The organism is Wohlfahrtiimonas populi, assembly GCF_002006795.1.
GTDB classification, from domain to species: Bacteria; Pseudomonadota; Gammaproteobacteria; order Cardiobacteriales; family Wohlfahrtiimonadaceae; genus Wohlfahrtiimonas; species Wohlfahrtiimonas populi.
Map to the genome: position 1 here is coordinate 36122 of NZ_MVDN01000014.1, position 16577 is coordinate 52698.

16 protein-coding genes and 1 pseudogene are annotated in these 16577 nt (G+C 36.1%); 4 read left to right on the forward strand and 13 right to left on the reverse strand.

The window, feature by feature from the left end; translation table 11 throughout:
- Positions 1–3 precede the first annotated feature (3 nt).
- Positions 4–354, forward strand: a complete 351-nt coding sequence (locus BZK16_RS12235) for an MliC family protein (RefSeq protein ID WP_077929180.1) — start codon at positions 4–6, stop codon at positions 352–354.
- Between the two features lie 65 nt (positions 355–419).
- On the opposite strand, the gene mutM is transcribed toward BZK16_RS12235, so the two are convergent.
- Entirely contained in the window at positions 420–1232 is an 813-nt protein-coding gene (gene mutM / locus BZK16_RS12240) for a bifunctional DNA-formamidopyrimidine glycosylase/DNA-(apurinic or apyrimidinic site) lyase (protein WP_077929181.1), read from the reverse strand.
- A 64-nt stretch (positions 1233–1296) separates the two neighbouring features.
- On the opposite strand from mutM, the gene BZK16_RS12245 reads away from it, so the two are divergent.
- Positions 1297–1680 (forward strand): DUF2069 domain-containing protein, encoded by a 384-nt coding sequence (locus tag BZK16_RS12245; protein WP_077929182.1) that lies wholly within the window; start codon positions 1297–1299, stop codon positions 1678–1680.
- Between the two features lie 74 nt (positions 1681–1754).
- Here the strand turns inward: BZK16_RS12245 and BZK16_RS12250 are convergent, their stop codons facing one another.
- The 12 genes and pseudogenes from BZK16_RS12250 to BZK16_RS12305 form a co-directional block, all read right to left on the reverse strand.
- A complete protein-coding gene (locus tag BZK16_RS12250) occupies positions 1755–2444 on the reverse strand; it encodes a 5'-methylthioadenosine/adenosylhomocysteine nucleosidase (RefSeq protein ID WP_077929183.1) in 690 nt (229 codons plus the stop codon).
- A 181-nt stretch (positions 2445–2625) separates the two neighbouring features.
- A pseudogene (locus BZK16_RS12255) lies at positions 2626–3171 on the reverse strand (amino acid--tRNA ligase-related protein); the annotation flags it as partial.
- Positions 3165–4295 carry a lysine--tRNA ligase gene (gene lysS, locus BZK16_RS12260; protein ID WP_233145300.1) on the reverse strand — a complete coding sequence of 377 codons (1131 nt, stop codon included), beginning with the start codon at positions 4293–4295 and terminating at the stop codon, positions 3165–3167. The pseudogene BZK16_RS12255 and the gene lysS, both read right to left, overlap by 7 nt.
- Before the next feature lie 33 nt (positions 4296–4328).
- A complete protein-coding gene (gene guaB / locus BZK16_RS12265) occupies positions 4329–5786 on the reverse strand; it encodes an IMP dehydrogenase (RefSeq protein WP_077929184.1) in 1458 nt (485 codons plus the stop codon).
- A 75-nt stretch (positions 5787–5861) separates the two neighbouring features.
- Complete coding sequence (gene recJ, locus BZK16_RS12270; protein ID WP_077929185.1) at positions 5862–7568, reverse strand: single-stranded-DNA-specific exonuclease RecJ; 1707 nt, start codon at positions 7566–7568, stop codon at positions 5862–5864.
- A complete protein-coding gene (locus tag BZK16_RS12275; RefSeq protein WP_077929186.1) occupies positions 7568–8560 on the reverse strand; it encodes a hypothetical protein in 993 nt (330 codons plus the stop codon). Before BZK16_RS12275 ends, recJ begins: the two co-directional genes overlap by 1 nt.
- Positions 8561–8610: 50 nt before the next feature.
- On the reverse strand, positions 8611–8829 hold the full coding sequence (locus tag BZK16_RS12280) for a sulfurtransferase TusA family protein (protein WP_077929187.1): 219 nt from the start codon (positions 8827–8829) through the stop codon (positions 8611–8613).
- Between the two features lie 2 nt (positions 8830–8831).
- Positions 8832–9287 (reverse strand): ribosomal protein S18-alanine N-acetyltransferase, encoded by a 456-nt coding sequence (gene rimI / locus BZK16_RS12285; RefSeq protein WP_077929188.1) that lies wholly within the window; start codon positions 9285–9287, stop codon positions 8832–8834.
- A 7-nt stretch (positions 9288–9294) separates the two neighbouring features.
- Positions 9295–10035 (reverse strand): uracil-DNA glycosylase, encoded by a 741-nt coding sequence (locus BZK16_RS12290; protein WP_158076861.1) that lies wholly within the window; start codon positions 10033–10035, stop codon positions 9295–9297.
- Positions 10025–10867: a CDP-diacylglycerol--serine O-phosphatidyltransferase gene (gene pssA / locus BZK16_RS12295; protein ID WP_077929190.1), complete on the reverse strand. Its 843-nt coding sequence runs from the start codon at positions 10865–10867 to the stop codon at positions 10025–10027. Before pssA ends, BZK16_RS12290 begins: the two co-directional genes overlap by 11 nt.
- Before the next feature lie 531 nt (positions 10868–11398).
- Entirely contained in the window at positions 11399–14323 is a 2925-nt protein-coding gene (gene recC / locus BZK16_RS12300; RefSeq protein ID WP_077929191.1) for an exodeoxyribonuclease V subunit gamma, read from the reverse strand.
- Positions 14323–15225, reverse strand: a complete 903-nt coding sequence (locus tag BZK16_RS12305) for an exodeoxyribonuclease V subunit gamma (RefSeq protein WP_077929192.1) — start codon at positions 15223–15225, stop codon at positions 14323–14325. Before BZK16_RS12305 ends, recC begins: the two co-directional genes overlap by 1 nt.
- 1 nt (position 15226) lies before the next feature.
- Here BZK16_RS12305 and BZK16_RS12310 point away from each other — a divergent pair, with 1 nt between their 5' ends.
- Positions 15227–15700, forward strand: a complete 474-nt coding sequence (locus BZK16_RS12310; RefSeq protein WP_077929193.1) for a low molecular weight protein-tyrosine-phosphatase — start codon at positions 15227–15229, stop codon at positions 15698–15700.
- Entirely contained in the window at positions 15697–16359 is a 663-nt protein-coding gene (locus BZK16_RS12315) for a hypothetical protein (RefSeq protein WP_077929194.1), read from the forward strand. Before BZK16_RS12310 ends, BZK16_RS12315 begins: the two co-directional genes overlap by 4 nt.
- Positions 16360–16577: the final 218 nt, after the last annotated feature.

Here is a 16577-nt window from a genome sequence, read left to right on the forward strand (position 1 = left end):
AGAATGAATAAACTGATCAAAACTTTAGCGATCACAGCTACAGTAATAGGATTGAGTGCTTGTGCAAGCAATACACCTAAAACAGGATTAGAAGGTTACAAAGAAACATCAGTGACAACTTATCAATGTGGTAATGATAAAGTTACAGCTAAATTCTTAAGCGATGAATTTAATAGCATTGCATTAGTAACTGTTAATAATGAATCACCTGCCCTATTATCCAATTCATTAGCTGCAAGCGGCGCTAAATATCAAGGTGGTATTTATGAATTATGGACAAAAGGCAACAATGCAACCTTTAAAAATTTATTAAAAGCACCCAACAGAAATGTTCAGTGCAAAACTGTTAGCTAATCATCAGTCAATTTAAATAAAAAAGGATTATGACAACATAATCCTTTTTTATTATCATTTTATTTTTATCGCTTTTGACAAATTGGACAAAAATATGTCGATCGCTGAGCGATAATAATTTTTTGAATCTCAATACCACAATTCACGCATTCAGCCTTGTCTCGACCATAAACTGATAATGAATGTGCAAAGTAACCATGCGTGCCATCAGGTTGAACGAAATCTTTTAAAGTTGTTCCACCTTCACCAATTGCTCGACTCAAAACTGTTTTAATTGATTCAACCAATAATTTTTGCTCTTTTGGTTTTAGATCTTGCGTTGGTTTCTCAGGATGAATTCCACTCATAAAAAGCGCTTCATTGGCATAAATATTCCCAACACCCACAACAAATTTTTGATCCATGATGAATGACTTAATGGGCTGCTTTTTATTTTGAATAATCTTTTTAAAATAAGCATCATTAAAATCTTGGCTCAATGGCTCTGGCGCTAACTTTGTAATATAAGCTGGAATTTCATAACCACGATAAATCTGTACAAAGCCAAAACGGCGCGGATCGTGATAACGGAGCTCTTTGCCATTGGATAATTTAAACACAATATGATCATGTTTTTTACGTGGCTCATCAGGTTCGCTCACACGTAAACTACCTGACATTCCTAGATGAATCACCAAATAAAACCCATCCGAATGAATCATGAGATACTTCGCTCTGCGCGTGACATCTGTAATGACAGCACCTTCCATCAACGTCAAAGCATCACTTACAGGATAACGCAAAGAACGATGATGAATATCAATTCGACTAATGGATTGATCAATCACATATGGCGTAATGCCCTGCTTGGTAATCTCAACTTCTGGTAATTCTGGCATATCAATCCCGATTATGATGAAAACATGGTAAAATTTATCTTATTGTACTCATTATGGATCATATATGCATCACCCAATCTTACCGCTTTCTCGTATTCTGACTTTGGTTGGTTACGGTTTATTGATGATCATATTAATTCTTGGCATTGTTCTCAAAAAAATCTACATTAACATGCCTGAAGGATTACTATTGATTACGTTAGTTGTGCCATTGCTTTTTCCATTGCGCGGGTTATTACAAGCAAAACGCTATACACATGCTTGGGGAAGCTTTTTATCTTGCTGGTATTTAGTGATTGGCGTGGATGTTTGGCCTGAAAATCCTGCTCTATCAGCTGTTATTTTATTATGCACAACTGTTTGGTTCACTGGCATGGTTTTATTTGCACGCTTCTCGCCTTTCGATTGGAAAGAAATTCCAAGTGAACGCTTTAAAAAATCTAAATAATTTTCATCAATAGTACACAACAAAAAAGGTTGGCATTGCCAACCTTTTTTACTACGTATTTTTAACTCAATATATTAAACTAACTTCAAATACTCTTCCGCAATCAATGCTGAATTTGCACTCGCTTTCGCTAAATATGTTTCAAAGTCCATATCATTGCCTTCATTGTGTGTCACATCACTCAATGAGCGTAATACGATCCAAGGTGTTTGATTGCGCTCACATGCACATGCAATCGCCGTTGCTTCCATATCAACTGCAATAGCATCCACAAACTTATCTTGAATACGCTTAAATGCATCAGAATCTTTAGTGACAAACTGATCACCTGAAACAATTAAACCTAAATGGTATGGAAAATTTAGTGATTTCAATACATTTTCAATGCCTGATAAATCAGAATGACCATTTTCAAAAATGAAGCGTGAATCAGTGATCGTGTTTGGTCCAATATCAAAATCGTGATACTGCAATTTATTAGCAACTACCACATCACCAACTGTTTGCCCAACTTTTGTACCACCAGCGCTACCAATATTGATCACTTCTGTTGGCTTAAACTCTTTCAGCAAAATCGCCGCAGTATAAGCAGCATTTGCTTTACCAATGCCTGATTTTGCCACAACAATATTCTGTCCGCCCAATTGGCCTTGGTGAATTTCTACACCGTCAACTTCACCTTTAACAACCAATGCCATGCGAGCAACCAATGCACTCACTTCTTCATCCATTGCACCAATAATGACTTTAACTGAATTTGCCATAATTTATCCTTTCAAAAAATTTTAATCTTATAGCCCAATCAGCCTAATATAATTCCCAACCTTACTCCCTACGAGAATAAAGTTTATATTGCATAAGCTTTTAAAACGATTAAGCTGATCTCTCTATTATAAACAATACCTGAAAAAAAAAGCTTTAGTTTTCACTAAAGCTTTTCTTGAATTATTCTGCTTTATTTCGCATATGTGGGAATAATAACACGTCTCGGATGGATGCTGCATCTGCAAAAATCATCACCAAACGGTCGATCCCGATACCTTCACCTGCTGTTGGTGGCAATCCATATTCCAATGCAGTGATAAAGTCTTTATCCAAATGCATTGCTTCGTCATCACCAGAATCTTTCTCAGCCACTTGAGCCATGAAACGTTGATATTGATCTTCAGCATCATTCAATTCCGAATAACCATTACCTACTTCACGACCGCCAATGAAATACTCAAAGCGATCTGTAATCATTGGATTTTCATCGTTCTTACGTGCCAATGGTGAAACTTCTGAAGGATATGCTGTAATGAATGTTGGTTGCATCAAATTCTCTTCAACCTTTTCATCAAACACTTCCATCAAGATTTTACCCCAACCATCAGAATCTTTGTATTTAATGTGAATAGAATCAGCCAAAGCTGCAACACCTTCACGTGTATCTAAATCAAAGTTTTTCGCTTCTGGGTAATGATGAATGATAGATTCTTGAACCGTCATACGAACNCAAACACTTCCATCAAGATTTTACCCCAACCATCAGAATCTTTGTATTTAATGTGAATAGAATCAGCCAAAGCTGCAACACCTTCACGTGTATCTAAATCAAAGTTTTTCGCTTCTGGGTAATGATGAATGATAGATTCTTGAACCGTCATACGAACTGCTGGTTGGCTGAAATCTAAAGTTAAACCTTGATAAGGCACACTTGTTGAACCCACAACTTCTTTTGCTAAAGTTGCCATTAGTTCATCAGTGAAATCCATCATATCTTTATAATCAGCATACGCCCAATACCATTCAACCATTGTGAATTCTGGATTATGGCGAGTTGAAACACCTTCGTTTCTGAAGTTACGATTCACTTCATAAACTTTTTCCATACCGCCCACAACCAAGCGTTTGAGATAAAGTTCAGGCGCAATACGCAAATAGAACTCCATATCCAACGCATTATGATGCGTGATGAAAGGTTTTGCATTCGCACCACCAGGAATTGAATGCATCATTGGTGTTTCAACTTCTTCAAAACCTTTATCATCAAAGAAATTACGAATTGTACGCATGATTTTTGTACGCTTACGGAATACTTCGCGTGCTTCCATATTCATAATCAAGTCAACATAACGTTGGCGATAACGCGCTTCAATATCCGTTAAACCATGGAACTTATCTGGTAATGGACGCAATGATTTAGTCAATAAATCAATTTCAGAAACACGAACCGTCAATTCACCTTTATCAGAGCGCGATACAACACCTGAAATACCGATAATGTCACCGATATCCCAATGAGTAAATTCTTCGAATTTCTCTGCACCAATTAGTCCTGTATTCAAGAATAATTGAACATCGCCAGTCTGATCACGAAGAACAACAAAACCACCCTTACCGAACAAACGCTTCGACATGATTCGACCAGCCATCTTCACATGGATATTCTCGGCAGTTAATGCTTCCTTATCCATATTTTCTGTACGTTTTAACAAATCTTTCGCATGTGTATCTTTACGGAATTGATTTGGGAATGCAACATCCTTAGCCTTTCGAATATTCGCTAATTTTTCACGACGTTCGGTAATCAAATGGCTTTCGTTTACTTCTTCGGTTTTAATATCTTGACTCATAATTCTTTGACATAAAAGTTAATAAAAATAGGATCAGCTTGAATAGTTAGGTGCTTCTTTAGTAATTGTTACATCATGTACATGAGACTCACGCATACCTGCATTTGTAATTTGTACAAATTTTGGCTTAACGTTCATATCAGTAATTGTAGCGCAACCAACATAGCCCATACCTGCACGAATACCACCCATCAATTGGTGAACGATTGGAACCAAAGAGCCTTTATAAGCAACACGGCCTTCAATACCTTCTGGAACTAATTTATCTGATGCTGTGCCGTCTTGGAAGTAACGATCAGAAGAACCTGCACCCATTGCCCCCAATGAACCCATACCACGGTATGATTTATAAGCACGACCTTGATAGAATTCAATTTCGCCAGGTGCCTCATCAGTACCCGCTAATAAACCACCCACCATGATGCATGATGCACCAGCTGCTAATGCTTTAACCATATCACCTGAATAGCGAATACCGCCATCAGCGATGACTGGAATGCCACGATCTTTCAATGCTGCTGCAACGTTTGCAATCGCACTTACTTGTGGAACACCAATACCTGCAACGATACGAGTTGTACAGATTGAACCAGGGCCGATACCTACTTTAACAGCATCTGCACCAGCATCTACCAATGCAATTGCAGCTTCAGCAGTTGCAATGTTACCTGCGATGACTTGTAAGTTTGGATAAGTTTGTTTAACCCAACGTACACGATCAATAACACCTTTTGAATGGCCATGTGCTGTATCAACGATGATTACATCAACACCAGCGGCAGCTAATGCTTCGATGCGCTCTTCTGTACCAGCACCTGCACCCACTGCTGCACCAACGATCAATTGTTCGTTAGCATCCACACATGCGTTTGGTAATGATTGTGAACGTGAGATATCTTTAACTGTTACTAAGCCACATAATTCATTTGCATCATTAACAATAACTAAACGCTCAACGCGGTGTTCACGTAGCAAGTTAACGATTTCATCACGGCTTGCATGTTCTTTAACAGTGATTAAACGTTCACGTGGCGTCATCACTTCTTTAATACGGATAGACAAGTTATCGTGGAAACGAACATCACGGTTAGTGATGATGCCCACAACCTTACCTGCATCAATAACAGGCGCACTTGAAATTTCAAATGTGCTGAACATGTGGCGTAATTCAGCCAATGTCATATCTGGTGTTACGGTAACAGGATCAGAAATGATACCATTTTCGAATTTTTTAACTTTACGAACTTCAGCTGCCTGCTCTTCGATCGTTAAGTTTTTATGGATAATACCGATACCACCTTGTTGCGCCATAGCAATTGCTAAACGGCTTTCCGTTACTGTATCCATTGCAGCTGATAATAGTGGAATATTTAAGCTGATTGATTTCGTTAGTTGAGTCTTTAAAGATACTTCTTTAGGTAGAACTTCTGAATAATCTGGAACGAGTAATACGTCATCGAAAGTTAGTGCTTGCTCAATAATGCGCAACATATGTTTGATCCCTCTAGAGATTGGTTTGCCAAAAAAGATTGGCTCGGGATTTTAACACAAAATAGCCAGCTTTGGCTATTTGCTTTCAATTTCTATATGATCTATTAATAATTGGAGTGATCGTCGACCTCTCCATTCATTCACATCCAACTTATAAATACAGCGCACTTGCTCGGTACCTTCACGCCAATCCTTTGCTTTAAAGAAGGCAATACCACTGATCGTAAAATTAGATTCGGGATGCTTTAATTCAAGTTTTAAATGTGTGTTTTGCAAAATCTTGGCATCCACTACATTAAAAGTATTATCAAAAGCAGGTTCAGGGAATGTTTGTCCCCAAGGCATTGCTGTTCGTAATACTTCTGCATTATTAATTGTAAAATCTTCGATGGATAATGCACCATCTGTATAAATCATCTTGGGATCAACATATTGAATCAATGCTTCTACTCGCTGATTTAAAGCCATCTGAAACTGACTAAATTCTGATTTCCTCAGTGTTAATCCCGCAGCCATCGCATGACCACCAAATTGCAAAATCATATTAGGATATTCTTTGGCAATGCTATCCAATAAATCTCGCAAGTGGATACCAGTAATTGAACGGCCTGAACCTTTTAATAAATCATCATTCTCTTCTGCAAAAATAAAAGTAGGCTTATTGAATCGCTCTTTCACACGCGAAGCCACAATACCAATCACACCTTGATGCCAAGAAGGATCATATAAAGCAATGCCATCAGGCAACTCATCATCTTTCAATATGACTTTTGCAAGAATCTGCTCTGTTTCTTGCGTCATTGAACGCTCAATGGCTTTGCGCTCTTGGTTAAAATCATATAAACGCTGAGCATAATATCTTGCGCGATCTTCTGAATCTGTGAGTAAACATTCAATGCCCACACGCATATCATCCAATCGCCCTGCCGCATTCAATAAGGGTGAAATGCTAAAACCAAGATCTGTTGTGGAAAGCTCTACCTGATTTTTGCTAGAAACTTCCAACAGCGCTTGAATGCCTGCAACTGTGCGACCACGACGAATTCTTTCAATGCCTTGTTGCACCAAACAACGATTATTGCGATCTAAAGGGACTAAATCTGCAATGGTACCTAAAGCAACTAAATCCAGATAATCAGCCAAATTTGGCGGGGTTTGCGCTGTAAAATAACCTTGATTGATCAATTCACGACGAACAGCTAACAATGTGTAAAATGCAACGCCAACGCCACACAATGCACTACTTTCAAACTCACTATTTTTGAGATTAGGATTCACAATAGCATCTGCTACAGGCAAAATATCGCCTGGTAGATGGTGATCTGTCACCACAACATTGATGCCATACTCTTTCGCTTTAGCAATCGCATCAATACTAGAGATACCATTATCCACTGTGATGATTAAATCAGGTTGATTGTCTAAAATAGAATCCAATAAAGAAACAGTTAAGCCATAACCATCCAACATTCGATTGGGAATTCGATAAGCTGTATGTTCTGCGCCAAATAGCTTTAAAACTCGCATCATTAATGCTGTGGAAGTTGCACCATCCACATCATAATCACCCACAATCAATATTTTTTTCTGAGTAGTAATTGCATTAGCAATGATAACCGCAGCATTTTCACAACCTTGCAGAGATGATGGTGATAGAAGATCTTTTAAACTAAAAGAACAATCGGACAAGGAATTTAATTGGCGGCGCTGAAGCACACGATTTAACAAAGATGATGAGCTTAGCTCTACATCTGAGTTTTGTGCTCTCTCAATGATGATCATTATGATAAATAACTATAAGTAAATTTAGGGCGCAGTAAGACAAATTTGAATTTTTTGTTATACAAATATTTTTCACCATTAACTGTGTCAATGATGACATTAGTGATCAATCCTTGATCAACTGCTGTTAATGCTGGTGCCAATAACATATTGGCAATTTGAGATCTTGAATCTAACCAGCCCAATAAATCGTTGTCAGAAACTTTGCTGATCAAGCGATCATCCACTACACAAATATTAGGATGATTGTGAACCATCTGAGAAAAATCAGCAGTAGAATTGCGTAATGGGAAGAAAGACATGCCTGCGCTATTGCCAACGCCACGCACAATTGCATTGTCAGAGAAAATCGCTGAATACTCTATGTCTGATTTAAATTCATGCTTTTCACCATTGCCCCATGGCCAGAAATCCACAATAGGATCATATTTTTGGCGCAATCTTAAACGATTGTAAGAATATGTTTTTAACCATTCATGAGCATGATTAAATTGTTCTTGCCAATAAGCAGCATCAGGTCCATTTAAACCATAACTTGCAGGCTCTATATCTTTTGGGCGAGCACGCCAAATCGGTGTAGATGTCACATTGTTATATTTCTTCAATGAAATAAACCAATCACCTTGCGCTGTCACAATGGAATCTTCTGCAAATGCAAAATCATTGGCAAAATCTTCAGCCATCTTTTGCACCATATGACCACGAAGGCTTGTCACACCGATTTTTGTTAATAATGATAGTTTAAACCAGTTGTTTGAACGCATACGAATGCCACTAGCATTCAAACCACAACGCGCCCACGCAATATTATCAGGTAATTGAAGATACTCAGTTAATGCATCTCTCAACGTAAAATGATTCGTTTTATGAGCTGTAGATGAATGCAAGAATCTATCATAAATAGGTTCTAATGGCGTAGATGCTATTTCACTTTCCCACGACTTGGGTAACTGATTCGTCAAACAAGGAATAATAAATAAAACCGTACTCATTAGCTCACAACACCACACTTCATTAAAATAAAATTACTCGATCACTACATTTATTTCTTCTTAATCAAGAAGAAATATTGTCCATCTTCCATCCAAAATTGAATCAACTCATTAGAAGTTTTACTCAAAAATGCTTTAAAATCAATCTCTGAATGAGGATCTGTTGTCACAACTTGGATTTCATCACCCTCATTCATCTTCTGTAATGCCTGTTTTGTTTTCAAAATAGGCATAGGACATTGTAAGTTTTTTAAATCTAAAATTTCCATAATCACCCATTCATCAACATACATGCCATGATAATGGCATGTTCACGGCCATTTTTCGTAGGGTAGTAATTCTTTCGTAGATCTATTTCATGAAAACCTTCTGATTCATATAAGGCGAAAGCATTACGATTAGATTCTCTCACTTCCAAAAAGATAGAAATAATACCCTTTTTGCTCAATTCAGTTTTAACATACTGTAACAGTTTTCTGCCCAATCCTTTGCCTTGATGCTCAGGATCAACAGTAATGTTCAAGACAGTTGCTTCGTCTAGTACAACCATCATAAATACATAAGCAACTATTTTATCATAGTACGTTATTTTAATTTTATACTCGTTACCTTCCATCATAGAAGCCATAATCTTCTCGCTCCATGGTATCGGATAAGCTTTTTTCTCAATGCTATATATTTCTTTGAAATCACTTGGGATAATTTCTATAAACTTAATGTTCTCCATTATAACCTCATTTCATCATTTTTTTTATATCATTCCACACTTTTCTTTTTTCTTCGGGGAACTTCAACAGTTGATAAGGGTTATAACTCACATACACAGAAACAGCTTTATCTAAAATATTTAAATGTGCAGATTGGTTTCTTACAGCATCAAATGATTGTGTTGCCTTCAATAAATATTTAGCAACATTACGCCCTAAAAGTAAAACTTTCTGTGGTTGAATCTCATTCAATTCATTCATTAAATGCTGATGGCATTGTGCTTCTTCTGCTTCTGTAATGAATAATTGATACGGCGCACATTTCACATAAGGCGTGATATAAACATCCTCCATTCGATAACCAATGGATTTTAAGATATTCTCAAATAACTTGCCTGCTTCTTCAGCAAAAAGTTCACCTGCCACATCTTCATTAAAAGTTGGGGCCTCTGTAATGACCACAATTTTAGCGGCTGGTGATCCTTTCCCTGTAATCACCTGCGTACGCCCATTATGCAATTTACAAGCTGTGCAATTTTCGACTGATGTCACAGCCTGAGCATGCAATGCAGTCGCAATATTGGAGACAGATTGAATTTCCTGAGGATGATCATCCATCATTGGCATAATCGCTGATGCTGTAATTGATTCAGTCGCAGGTAAAACCTCTTCATAAATGAGAGGTTCCACAGTTTCTGAAACTTCCTGCCCGCGCACTTGCCAAACAGGAATTTTCAATAATCTTAAATACTCTAAATTATGATTCATGGCGCTCATCATGACGCTCCGAGCGTTTTGCTTGTAATGCTAACATGCGTTTTTTACGTGCTTGTCTACGATACACATATTGAATTGGCGCTGACAAACCATAGATGAATGCAGTTAAAAATAGCACGATGGATGGTGATGCAATCAACATGCCTGCATAAATCACCACGATAATTAATACTGTAAATTTAACTTTCTTAATTTCTAACGTTTTAAAACTATAAAATAAGAAATTCGAGACCATCATTAAACCAGCATACAACGTAATAATAACCATTAAACCTGTTAAATCATGGCCTGTATATGAAAGATCAACACCAAATGCTGCACCAATTTTCTTAATACCGATTTCACCTGCCCAAACTGCACCCGCTACAATGGCAGCAGCCGTAGGACTTGGTAACCCAACAAAATAACGTTTATCAACAGAGCCAATTTGCACATTAAAACGCGCTAAACGTAATGCAGCACAAGCTAAATAAACGAATGATGCAAACCAACCAATCCCTAACACTTTAGAAACTTCACCTAAACCTTGGAAGGACCACATATAAACTAAAATTGCAGGCGCTGCACCAAATGCAACCATATCTGCTAATGAGTCATACTGCTCACCAAAACTACTTTGTGTATTTGTCCAACGTGCAACACGGCCATCCATACCATCTAAAACCATAGATACAAAGATGAGTACTGCAGCAGATGCATAACGTCCTTCTAATGCTAATAAGATAGAGCTAAAACCCGTCATCAAAGAGGCCGTAGTAAAAAGGTTCGGCAAAATGTAGATGGCATTCTTTGAAAGATTACTTTTAATCTTTTTATTATTCATTAAAATCGCCTCATTATGGAAAACTTGTATTATACATCCTTGATTAATTGAATCTATAGGCAAAGGCAACATTCATCCATAGAGATATTTTCTAAAATGAGCATTATCTTCTGCCTTTCATAGTGACTACCAACGCCCTAAATTTTAGAGAATTTAGCATTCATATCACCAATGATTTAATGTCGAAATTCTCTTCATCCATGTGCTCAATGAGTCAGCGAATATTACATTGTCATGATACCCATCAATTCTTAATCATATTAAACAAAACAAATCCATTGATTGCAAAAATTAACAAAATAATGAACTGTTCAAAAATTTATTTGAACATTATATTTAATAATTGATATGTTTTAGGCAGAATCTTCAATTCATTTTTTACATGTTATACCGGTCAACCCACTCATTTAAACCTATGAACAAGTCCACATAACCTGTGGATAATTATGTGCATTACTCAGATAAAATAAATATAACGCATTCATTTAAATGTAAAAATAACTTCTGATCATTTTTTTCTCTTTACGAGCCTTATTTCAGCTCTTTTGGCTTAGTAAATGCTATTAGCTCAACATACTGCAAATAAAAATATAGATAGCCAATCACTTCTTTTTCTGTCACCGAATTAATGAAACGATCAATCAATAATGAGCTCTGCCCCATTAAATTATCTAATACTCTATCCATGATCTCAGACTTAAATTCATCGTGATCCTCCAAGTATTTTTGCACCACTTCAGGTTGATAATCATGATAAGCATCAACAATAAAATTTATGTGCTTTTGTAGTAACTTTTTATCCTTCACACGTAAAGTACTTTCAGATGCCAACATAAATGGCGACATCAAATTCTCTTGATAACCCTTTAATAATTTACGTAATATTGATTCAGCACTATCAATATCCATTGGTTCAATCATCGTTTCAGAGACTTTTTTATTATCATAAAAGAAAATCTTTGTGGTAATGCTTTGCTGTAATATCAATGTATTCAAAATATGTGTGATGGTTGCATCAAATTGTCGCTTTAAATTCCATTTGCCTGCAAATACTAAACATTGTTGAACTTCATTTGTGCCAACAATCGTGCCATCTATAACAATATCATTCAATGTAAGTTGCACTTGTTGTTCAACGCCGTACTGACAATGGTTGGCTTTCGCTGACAAAACCATTCTCACAATTGGCTCAATAAATGTATGCCAATCCAACTTAGCAAAAGCAAACTTAGGTAGCTTTCCTTCTGCTTTATATTGATGAAACAGTTCATGCCTTGCATAATCATGTAATAAATCATCAGGGATATCATTATAAAACAGCTCTTCAATCAGTTGAATCCGCGCTTGATAAGTTTCCAATGCATCTCGTTCAGATAAAGCAAAGACTTCATCATCTTCAATTTCTCGAATAGCTTGTTGATAAAAATTAATACCAAAATGCTGGATACTAAAAGATTTCAAAGGATCTTTATAAGCATCAATCAACTGTTTTGTGGATAAATGATGAATACCTAAATCAGATGCATGATATTCAACATCATCCAATTTTTTAGATGTTGGTAGCCATGATTGCTGGAATGAATGAATTTTACTATTGGACCGAAATAGAGATGCACTGAAAGGTGACAACGGATGATGAATTGTCAATTGTTGAGCAACAGATCGTTGTGATTCTATTTCAGCTAATTCATCTAAATAATGCTGAAGTTCATTCACAAAAAGTGATGGGAACATTTCACTATTATTATGAATATTTTTACCAATATAACTGATGTACAACTGAGATTTAGCAGACAATATCGCTTCTAAGAATAGATAACGCTCATCATTCACAGTGGAACGATCACCACGTGCAGGATGCATTTGCATCAAATCATATTCAGGATATTGCTTACGATGCGGGAAACTATCCTGATTCATGCCCACCATACAGACAATTTTGAAAGGAATAGAGCGCATTGGAATGAATGTACAGAAATTCACAGAACCTGTTAAAAATCGAGATTCTGGTCTAAATGAAGATAAATGCTCATTCAAATGGCGCTGAATCAAATGAATCGAAATTGGTTGATTAAATTCAATGTTCGCACCTTCATCCAAGAAGTTGTTCCAAATGGATTGCAAATGCTGCAAACGATATTGAGTTGCGTCACTATCAACATAAAATGTTGCCCAAATTTCGGGTAAAATTGTACGCCATTCATCCAATGAATATGTCTGTGACAATTGTTGTTTCAAATGAATCAAAGCATCCACAAAATCTACTAAATGCCCTAATGTAATTGCTTCACCACCTTGAATGTATGGAAAAGCCAATACGCCATCAATTTCGACAGATTCATTGAAACTATAACCCAATAATAAACGCTTCAATCCCCATAACCACGTATTTGCAAACTCTTCTCGAACATTCAATTCCGATAGATGCTGTTGATCAATACCAAACTTGATTTGGCTATTTTCAACCCACTTACGAATGAGATCACGATCACTTTGCACAATATTGAAACGTTCTGCTATTTCAGGGATTTTCAGTAATGTTAATAGTTCTGAAATTGTAAAATGGCTTTCAGGCATGGACAACAATAATAAAAATGCTTCTAAAATTGGTTCATGCTTGCCTAATGTAAAGTCTGAAATTGTAAATGGAATTTTAGCATCCTGAGAAACAGGTGAACCAAATACAGCTTCAATCATTGGGCGATAGCGATCGATATCCGAAACCATCACAATGATATCTTTTGGTTCTAGCGTTGCATCTTCATTAAAAGAATGAAGCAACTGATCATACAAACCTTCTACTTCCCTACGTTCACTATAGTGTGCATGAAAACTGATGCTTTGATCATCATTCTCTACTGAATATTTAGGCTGGTCTTGATTAACAGCTGACAGATTAAAAACTTCACGCTGTACATAACCTAATAAACCTTTGGTTTCAGGTTCGCTAAACGCTTCAATTTCACGAATATCATCATACTGAGATAACAAATGAATAAAGTCTCGCCCAATTTTTCCAAAACTTGCCAATAATGGATTGCCATGAAATTCTAACCATTGCTCAACTGTATCTAATTCAGCATCTAAACCATATTCATCTATATTCGGAGAGAAAATTTCTTCACGTGCTTCGGATGATTCAAAAATAATACGTTGAGTATTACGATTACGGTATTGCGTTAAATCTCCCCAGTAAAACTGAGAAGGATTGGTGAAAAACATATGTACATCAATGTGCTTGCTCAATGTATGCAGCAGATCAATGAACAATGGTGGTAAAGTTGAAATGCCAATCACAAATAATCGTGTAGGAATTTTAGGGTTTTGATAACGTTCAGCAGGCAAAGATTCCAATAGATCCATAATATTGGCTAAATAATATCGTGGAATGACCTTTTGATAGATCTCTTGCCAGATTTTCTGCTGCCATAACTCATCCACAGAATCATTAAACATCAATTGATTTTTCTGCCATGCTTCAAACCAATCTGGCCGATAAGCNGAGTATTACGATTACGGTATTGCGTTAAATCTCCCCAGTAAAACTGAGAAGGATTGGTGAAAAACATATGTACATCAATGTGCTTGCTCAATGTATGCAGCAGATCAATGAACAATGGTGGTAAAGTTGAAATGCCAATCACAAATAATCGTGTAGGAATTTTAGGGTTTTGATAACGTTCAGCAGGCAAAGATTCCAATAGATCCATAATATTGGCTAAATAATATCGTGGAATGACCTTTTGATAGATCTCTTGCCAGATTTTCTGCTGCCATAACTCATCCACAGAATCATTAAACATCAATTGATTTTTCTGCCATGCTTCAAACCAATCTGGCCGATAAGCTAAATATTTATCCAATAATCCTGCTATTTCTTCTGCTAATGCCATGACTCGAACATCATTATGTTCTGTATGATCTGTCGATAAATAACGCTCTAGAATTTCTAAATCTGTCAAAGATGAGTTTTTTAAAACATCAAAAACCGCCCAAGTTAACGTTAAACGAGAAATTCTTAAATTAGTCTTTGCTCGTTCTTCATCTGTCAATAAATTCTCAATCATCGTAACGATTTGGTTAATGGGGAACTCTAATTTGGTATTGGCAAAAATATTATGCTCTTCTGCTAATGCACTCTTTAACCAGTTCGTCATCCCACTACTATGAATAATAAAATATTCAGGCAATAAAGGATTTTCTAGCGGATTTTGTTGAATCAAATAACTTGCCATATATTGCAAGGAATCTAAATGATTAGAGTGATAAATAGTAAAAGCCATAGCCACTTCTTTTAATGATAATATAAACCCATTGTAAGCTAAATTATGCATTAAATGGTTATTAATAGGATTCATTATGGTTAAAATTTTATTCGTGTGCTTAGGTAATATTTGTCGCTCTCCAATGGCTGAAGCATTATTCAGAGAAAAAGTAAAAACCAAAGGGTTAGAAGATAAAATTATGATTGCATCTGCTGCGACAGGCGATTGGAATCTTGGCAAACCGCCACATCAAGGCACACAAGAAATTTTAAATGAAAAGGGCATTTCTACAAAAGGCATGATTGCTACAAGAATCTGTGGCGATGATTTTGAAGCTTATGATTATATCTTGGGCATGGATAACAATAATATTCTTGATCTCAAAGCATTGCCACCTACGGATCAATATGATTCTAAAATTCATTTATTCTTAGAGCCTTTAAATAACCCTGAACATTCAGAAGTTCCCGACCCATATTACACAGGTAATTTTGAATTAACTTATGATTTAGTGAATCAAGGCTGTGATTATTGGCTCAATTATATAATAGAAGAATACCATTTATGACTATAACAAAAAAGATTATCATAGCTACAATGGCTATCAGCATTATGGCTTGCAGTAGCATTGATCCTAAATACCAAGAATTTCCAAGCTACCAAAATAGTGATGGAGATAATTATGCAACACTGATTATACCTTCTACACCGAAAGAAGCTATTTCTTATGCTCTCTATCAATATGATAATAATAGTGTAATATCCAAAGAAAATTTAGCAACTAGTCAAAATTACCAGCTATTGACTACACATAATTATAAAAAAATAATAGAGAACAAGAATCGTTCATACTATTTATATAATAATTCTACTATACCTATCAAAGAGGATATAGAAACTCACTCATTGAGAACTAGGCTAAGTAAATATCCTCAAACCATATTCAAAAATCCTTATACACCTAATAATTTAATTTATTTAACGACGATGTATCCAAATCAGGATAAACAAGTATTTAAGATTCCAGCTAATCAGCCATTCCTACTCATAGCTGTAAATAATAAATCAAATGATCGTAGTGAAAACGCAGAATGCTCAAAATTAATATATCCAAAAGCAAAAGAAACCTATCAAGCTTTATATAAGGAAAGTACAGCTAGAGTCGTCATCATTCTCCCTGGCCCATCATTTACTTTTTGTAATTTAACACTGAATTCAGATATCTAATAGATAGCCAGCTCGCTTTTAAACATTCCTAACTATTGATCTTCTCGTCTGTGATCAGAAGATCAAAGCATATTAACTAATATGTTGATTAAACTGATTCGACAATACTATTTTTATTTTCAGAGTTATTTTTCTTATACACGCATAACAAAAAGCCCACTCATTGAGTGGGCTATTCGCTTATTAGACCCTGGAGATGACCTACTTTCACATGGGGA

Bases quoted from the DNA above. Each gene is read 5' to 3' on its own strand.
- rimI (WP_077929188.1), bottom strand. From the start codon at position 9,287: ATGGAGAACATTAAGTTTATAGAAATTATCCCAAGTGATTTCAAAGAA.
- BZK16_RS12280 (WP_077929187.1), bottom strand. From the start codon at position 8,829: ATGGAAATTTTAGATTTAAAAAACTTACAATGTCCTATGCCTATTTTG.
- recC (WP_077929191.1), bottom strand. From the start codon at position 14,323: ATGTTTAATGATTCTGTGGATGAGTTATGGCAGCAGAAAATCTGGCAA.
- mutM (WP_077929181.1), bottom strand. From the start codon at position 1,232: ATGCCAGAATTACCAGAAGTTGAGATTACCAAGCAGGGCATTACGCCA.
- recJ (WP_077929185.1), bottom strand. From the start codon at position 7,568: ATGATCATCATTGAGAGAGCACAAAACTCAGATGTAGAGCTAAGCTCA.
- BZK16_RS12275 (WP_077929186.1), bottom strand. From the start codon at position 8,560: ATGAGTACGGTTTTATTTATTATTCCTTGTTTGACGAATCAGTTACCC.
- BZK16_RS12250 (WP_077929183.1), bottom strand. From the start codon at position 2,444: ATGGCAAATTCAGTTAAAGTCATTATTGGTGCAATGGATGAAGAAGTG.
- BZK16_RS12290 (WP_158076861.1), bottom strand. From the start codon at position 10,035: ATGAATCATAATTTAGAGTATTTAAGATTATTGAAAATTCCTGTTTGG.
- guaB (WP_077929184.1), bottom strand. From the start codon at position 5,786: ATGTTGCGCATTATTGAGCAAGCACTAACTTTCGATGACGTATTACTC.
- BZK16_RS12235 (WP_077929180.1), top strand. From the start codon at position 4: ATGAATAAACTGATCAAAACTTTAGCGATCACAGCTACAGTAATAGGA.
- BZK16_RS12245 (WP_077929182.1), top strand. From the start codon at position 1,297: ATGCATCACCCAATCTTACCGCTTTCTCGTATTCTGACTTTGGTTGGT.
- pssA (WP_077929190.1), bottom strand. From the start codon at position 10,867: ATGAATAATAAAAAGATTAAAAGTAATCTTTCAAAGAATGCCATCTAC.
- BZK16_RS12315 (WP_077929194.1), top strand. From the start codon at position 15,697: ATGACTATAACAAAAAAGATTATCATAGCTACAATGGCTATCAGCATT.
- BZK16_RS12310 (WP_077929193.1), top strand. From the start codon at position 15,227: ATGGTTAAAATTTTATTCGTGTGCTTAGGTAATATTTGTCGCTCTCCA.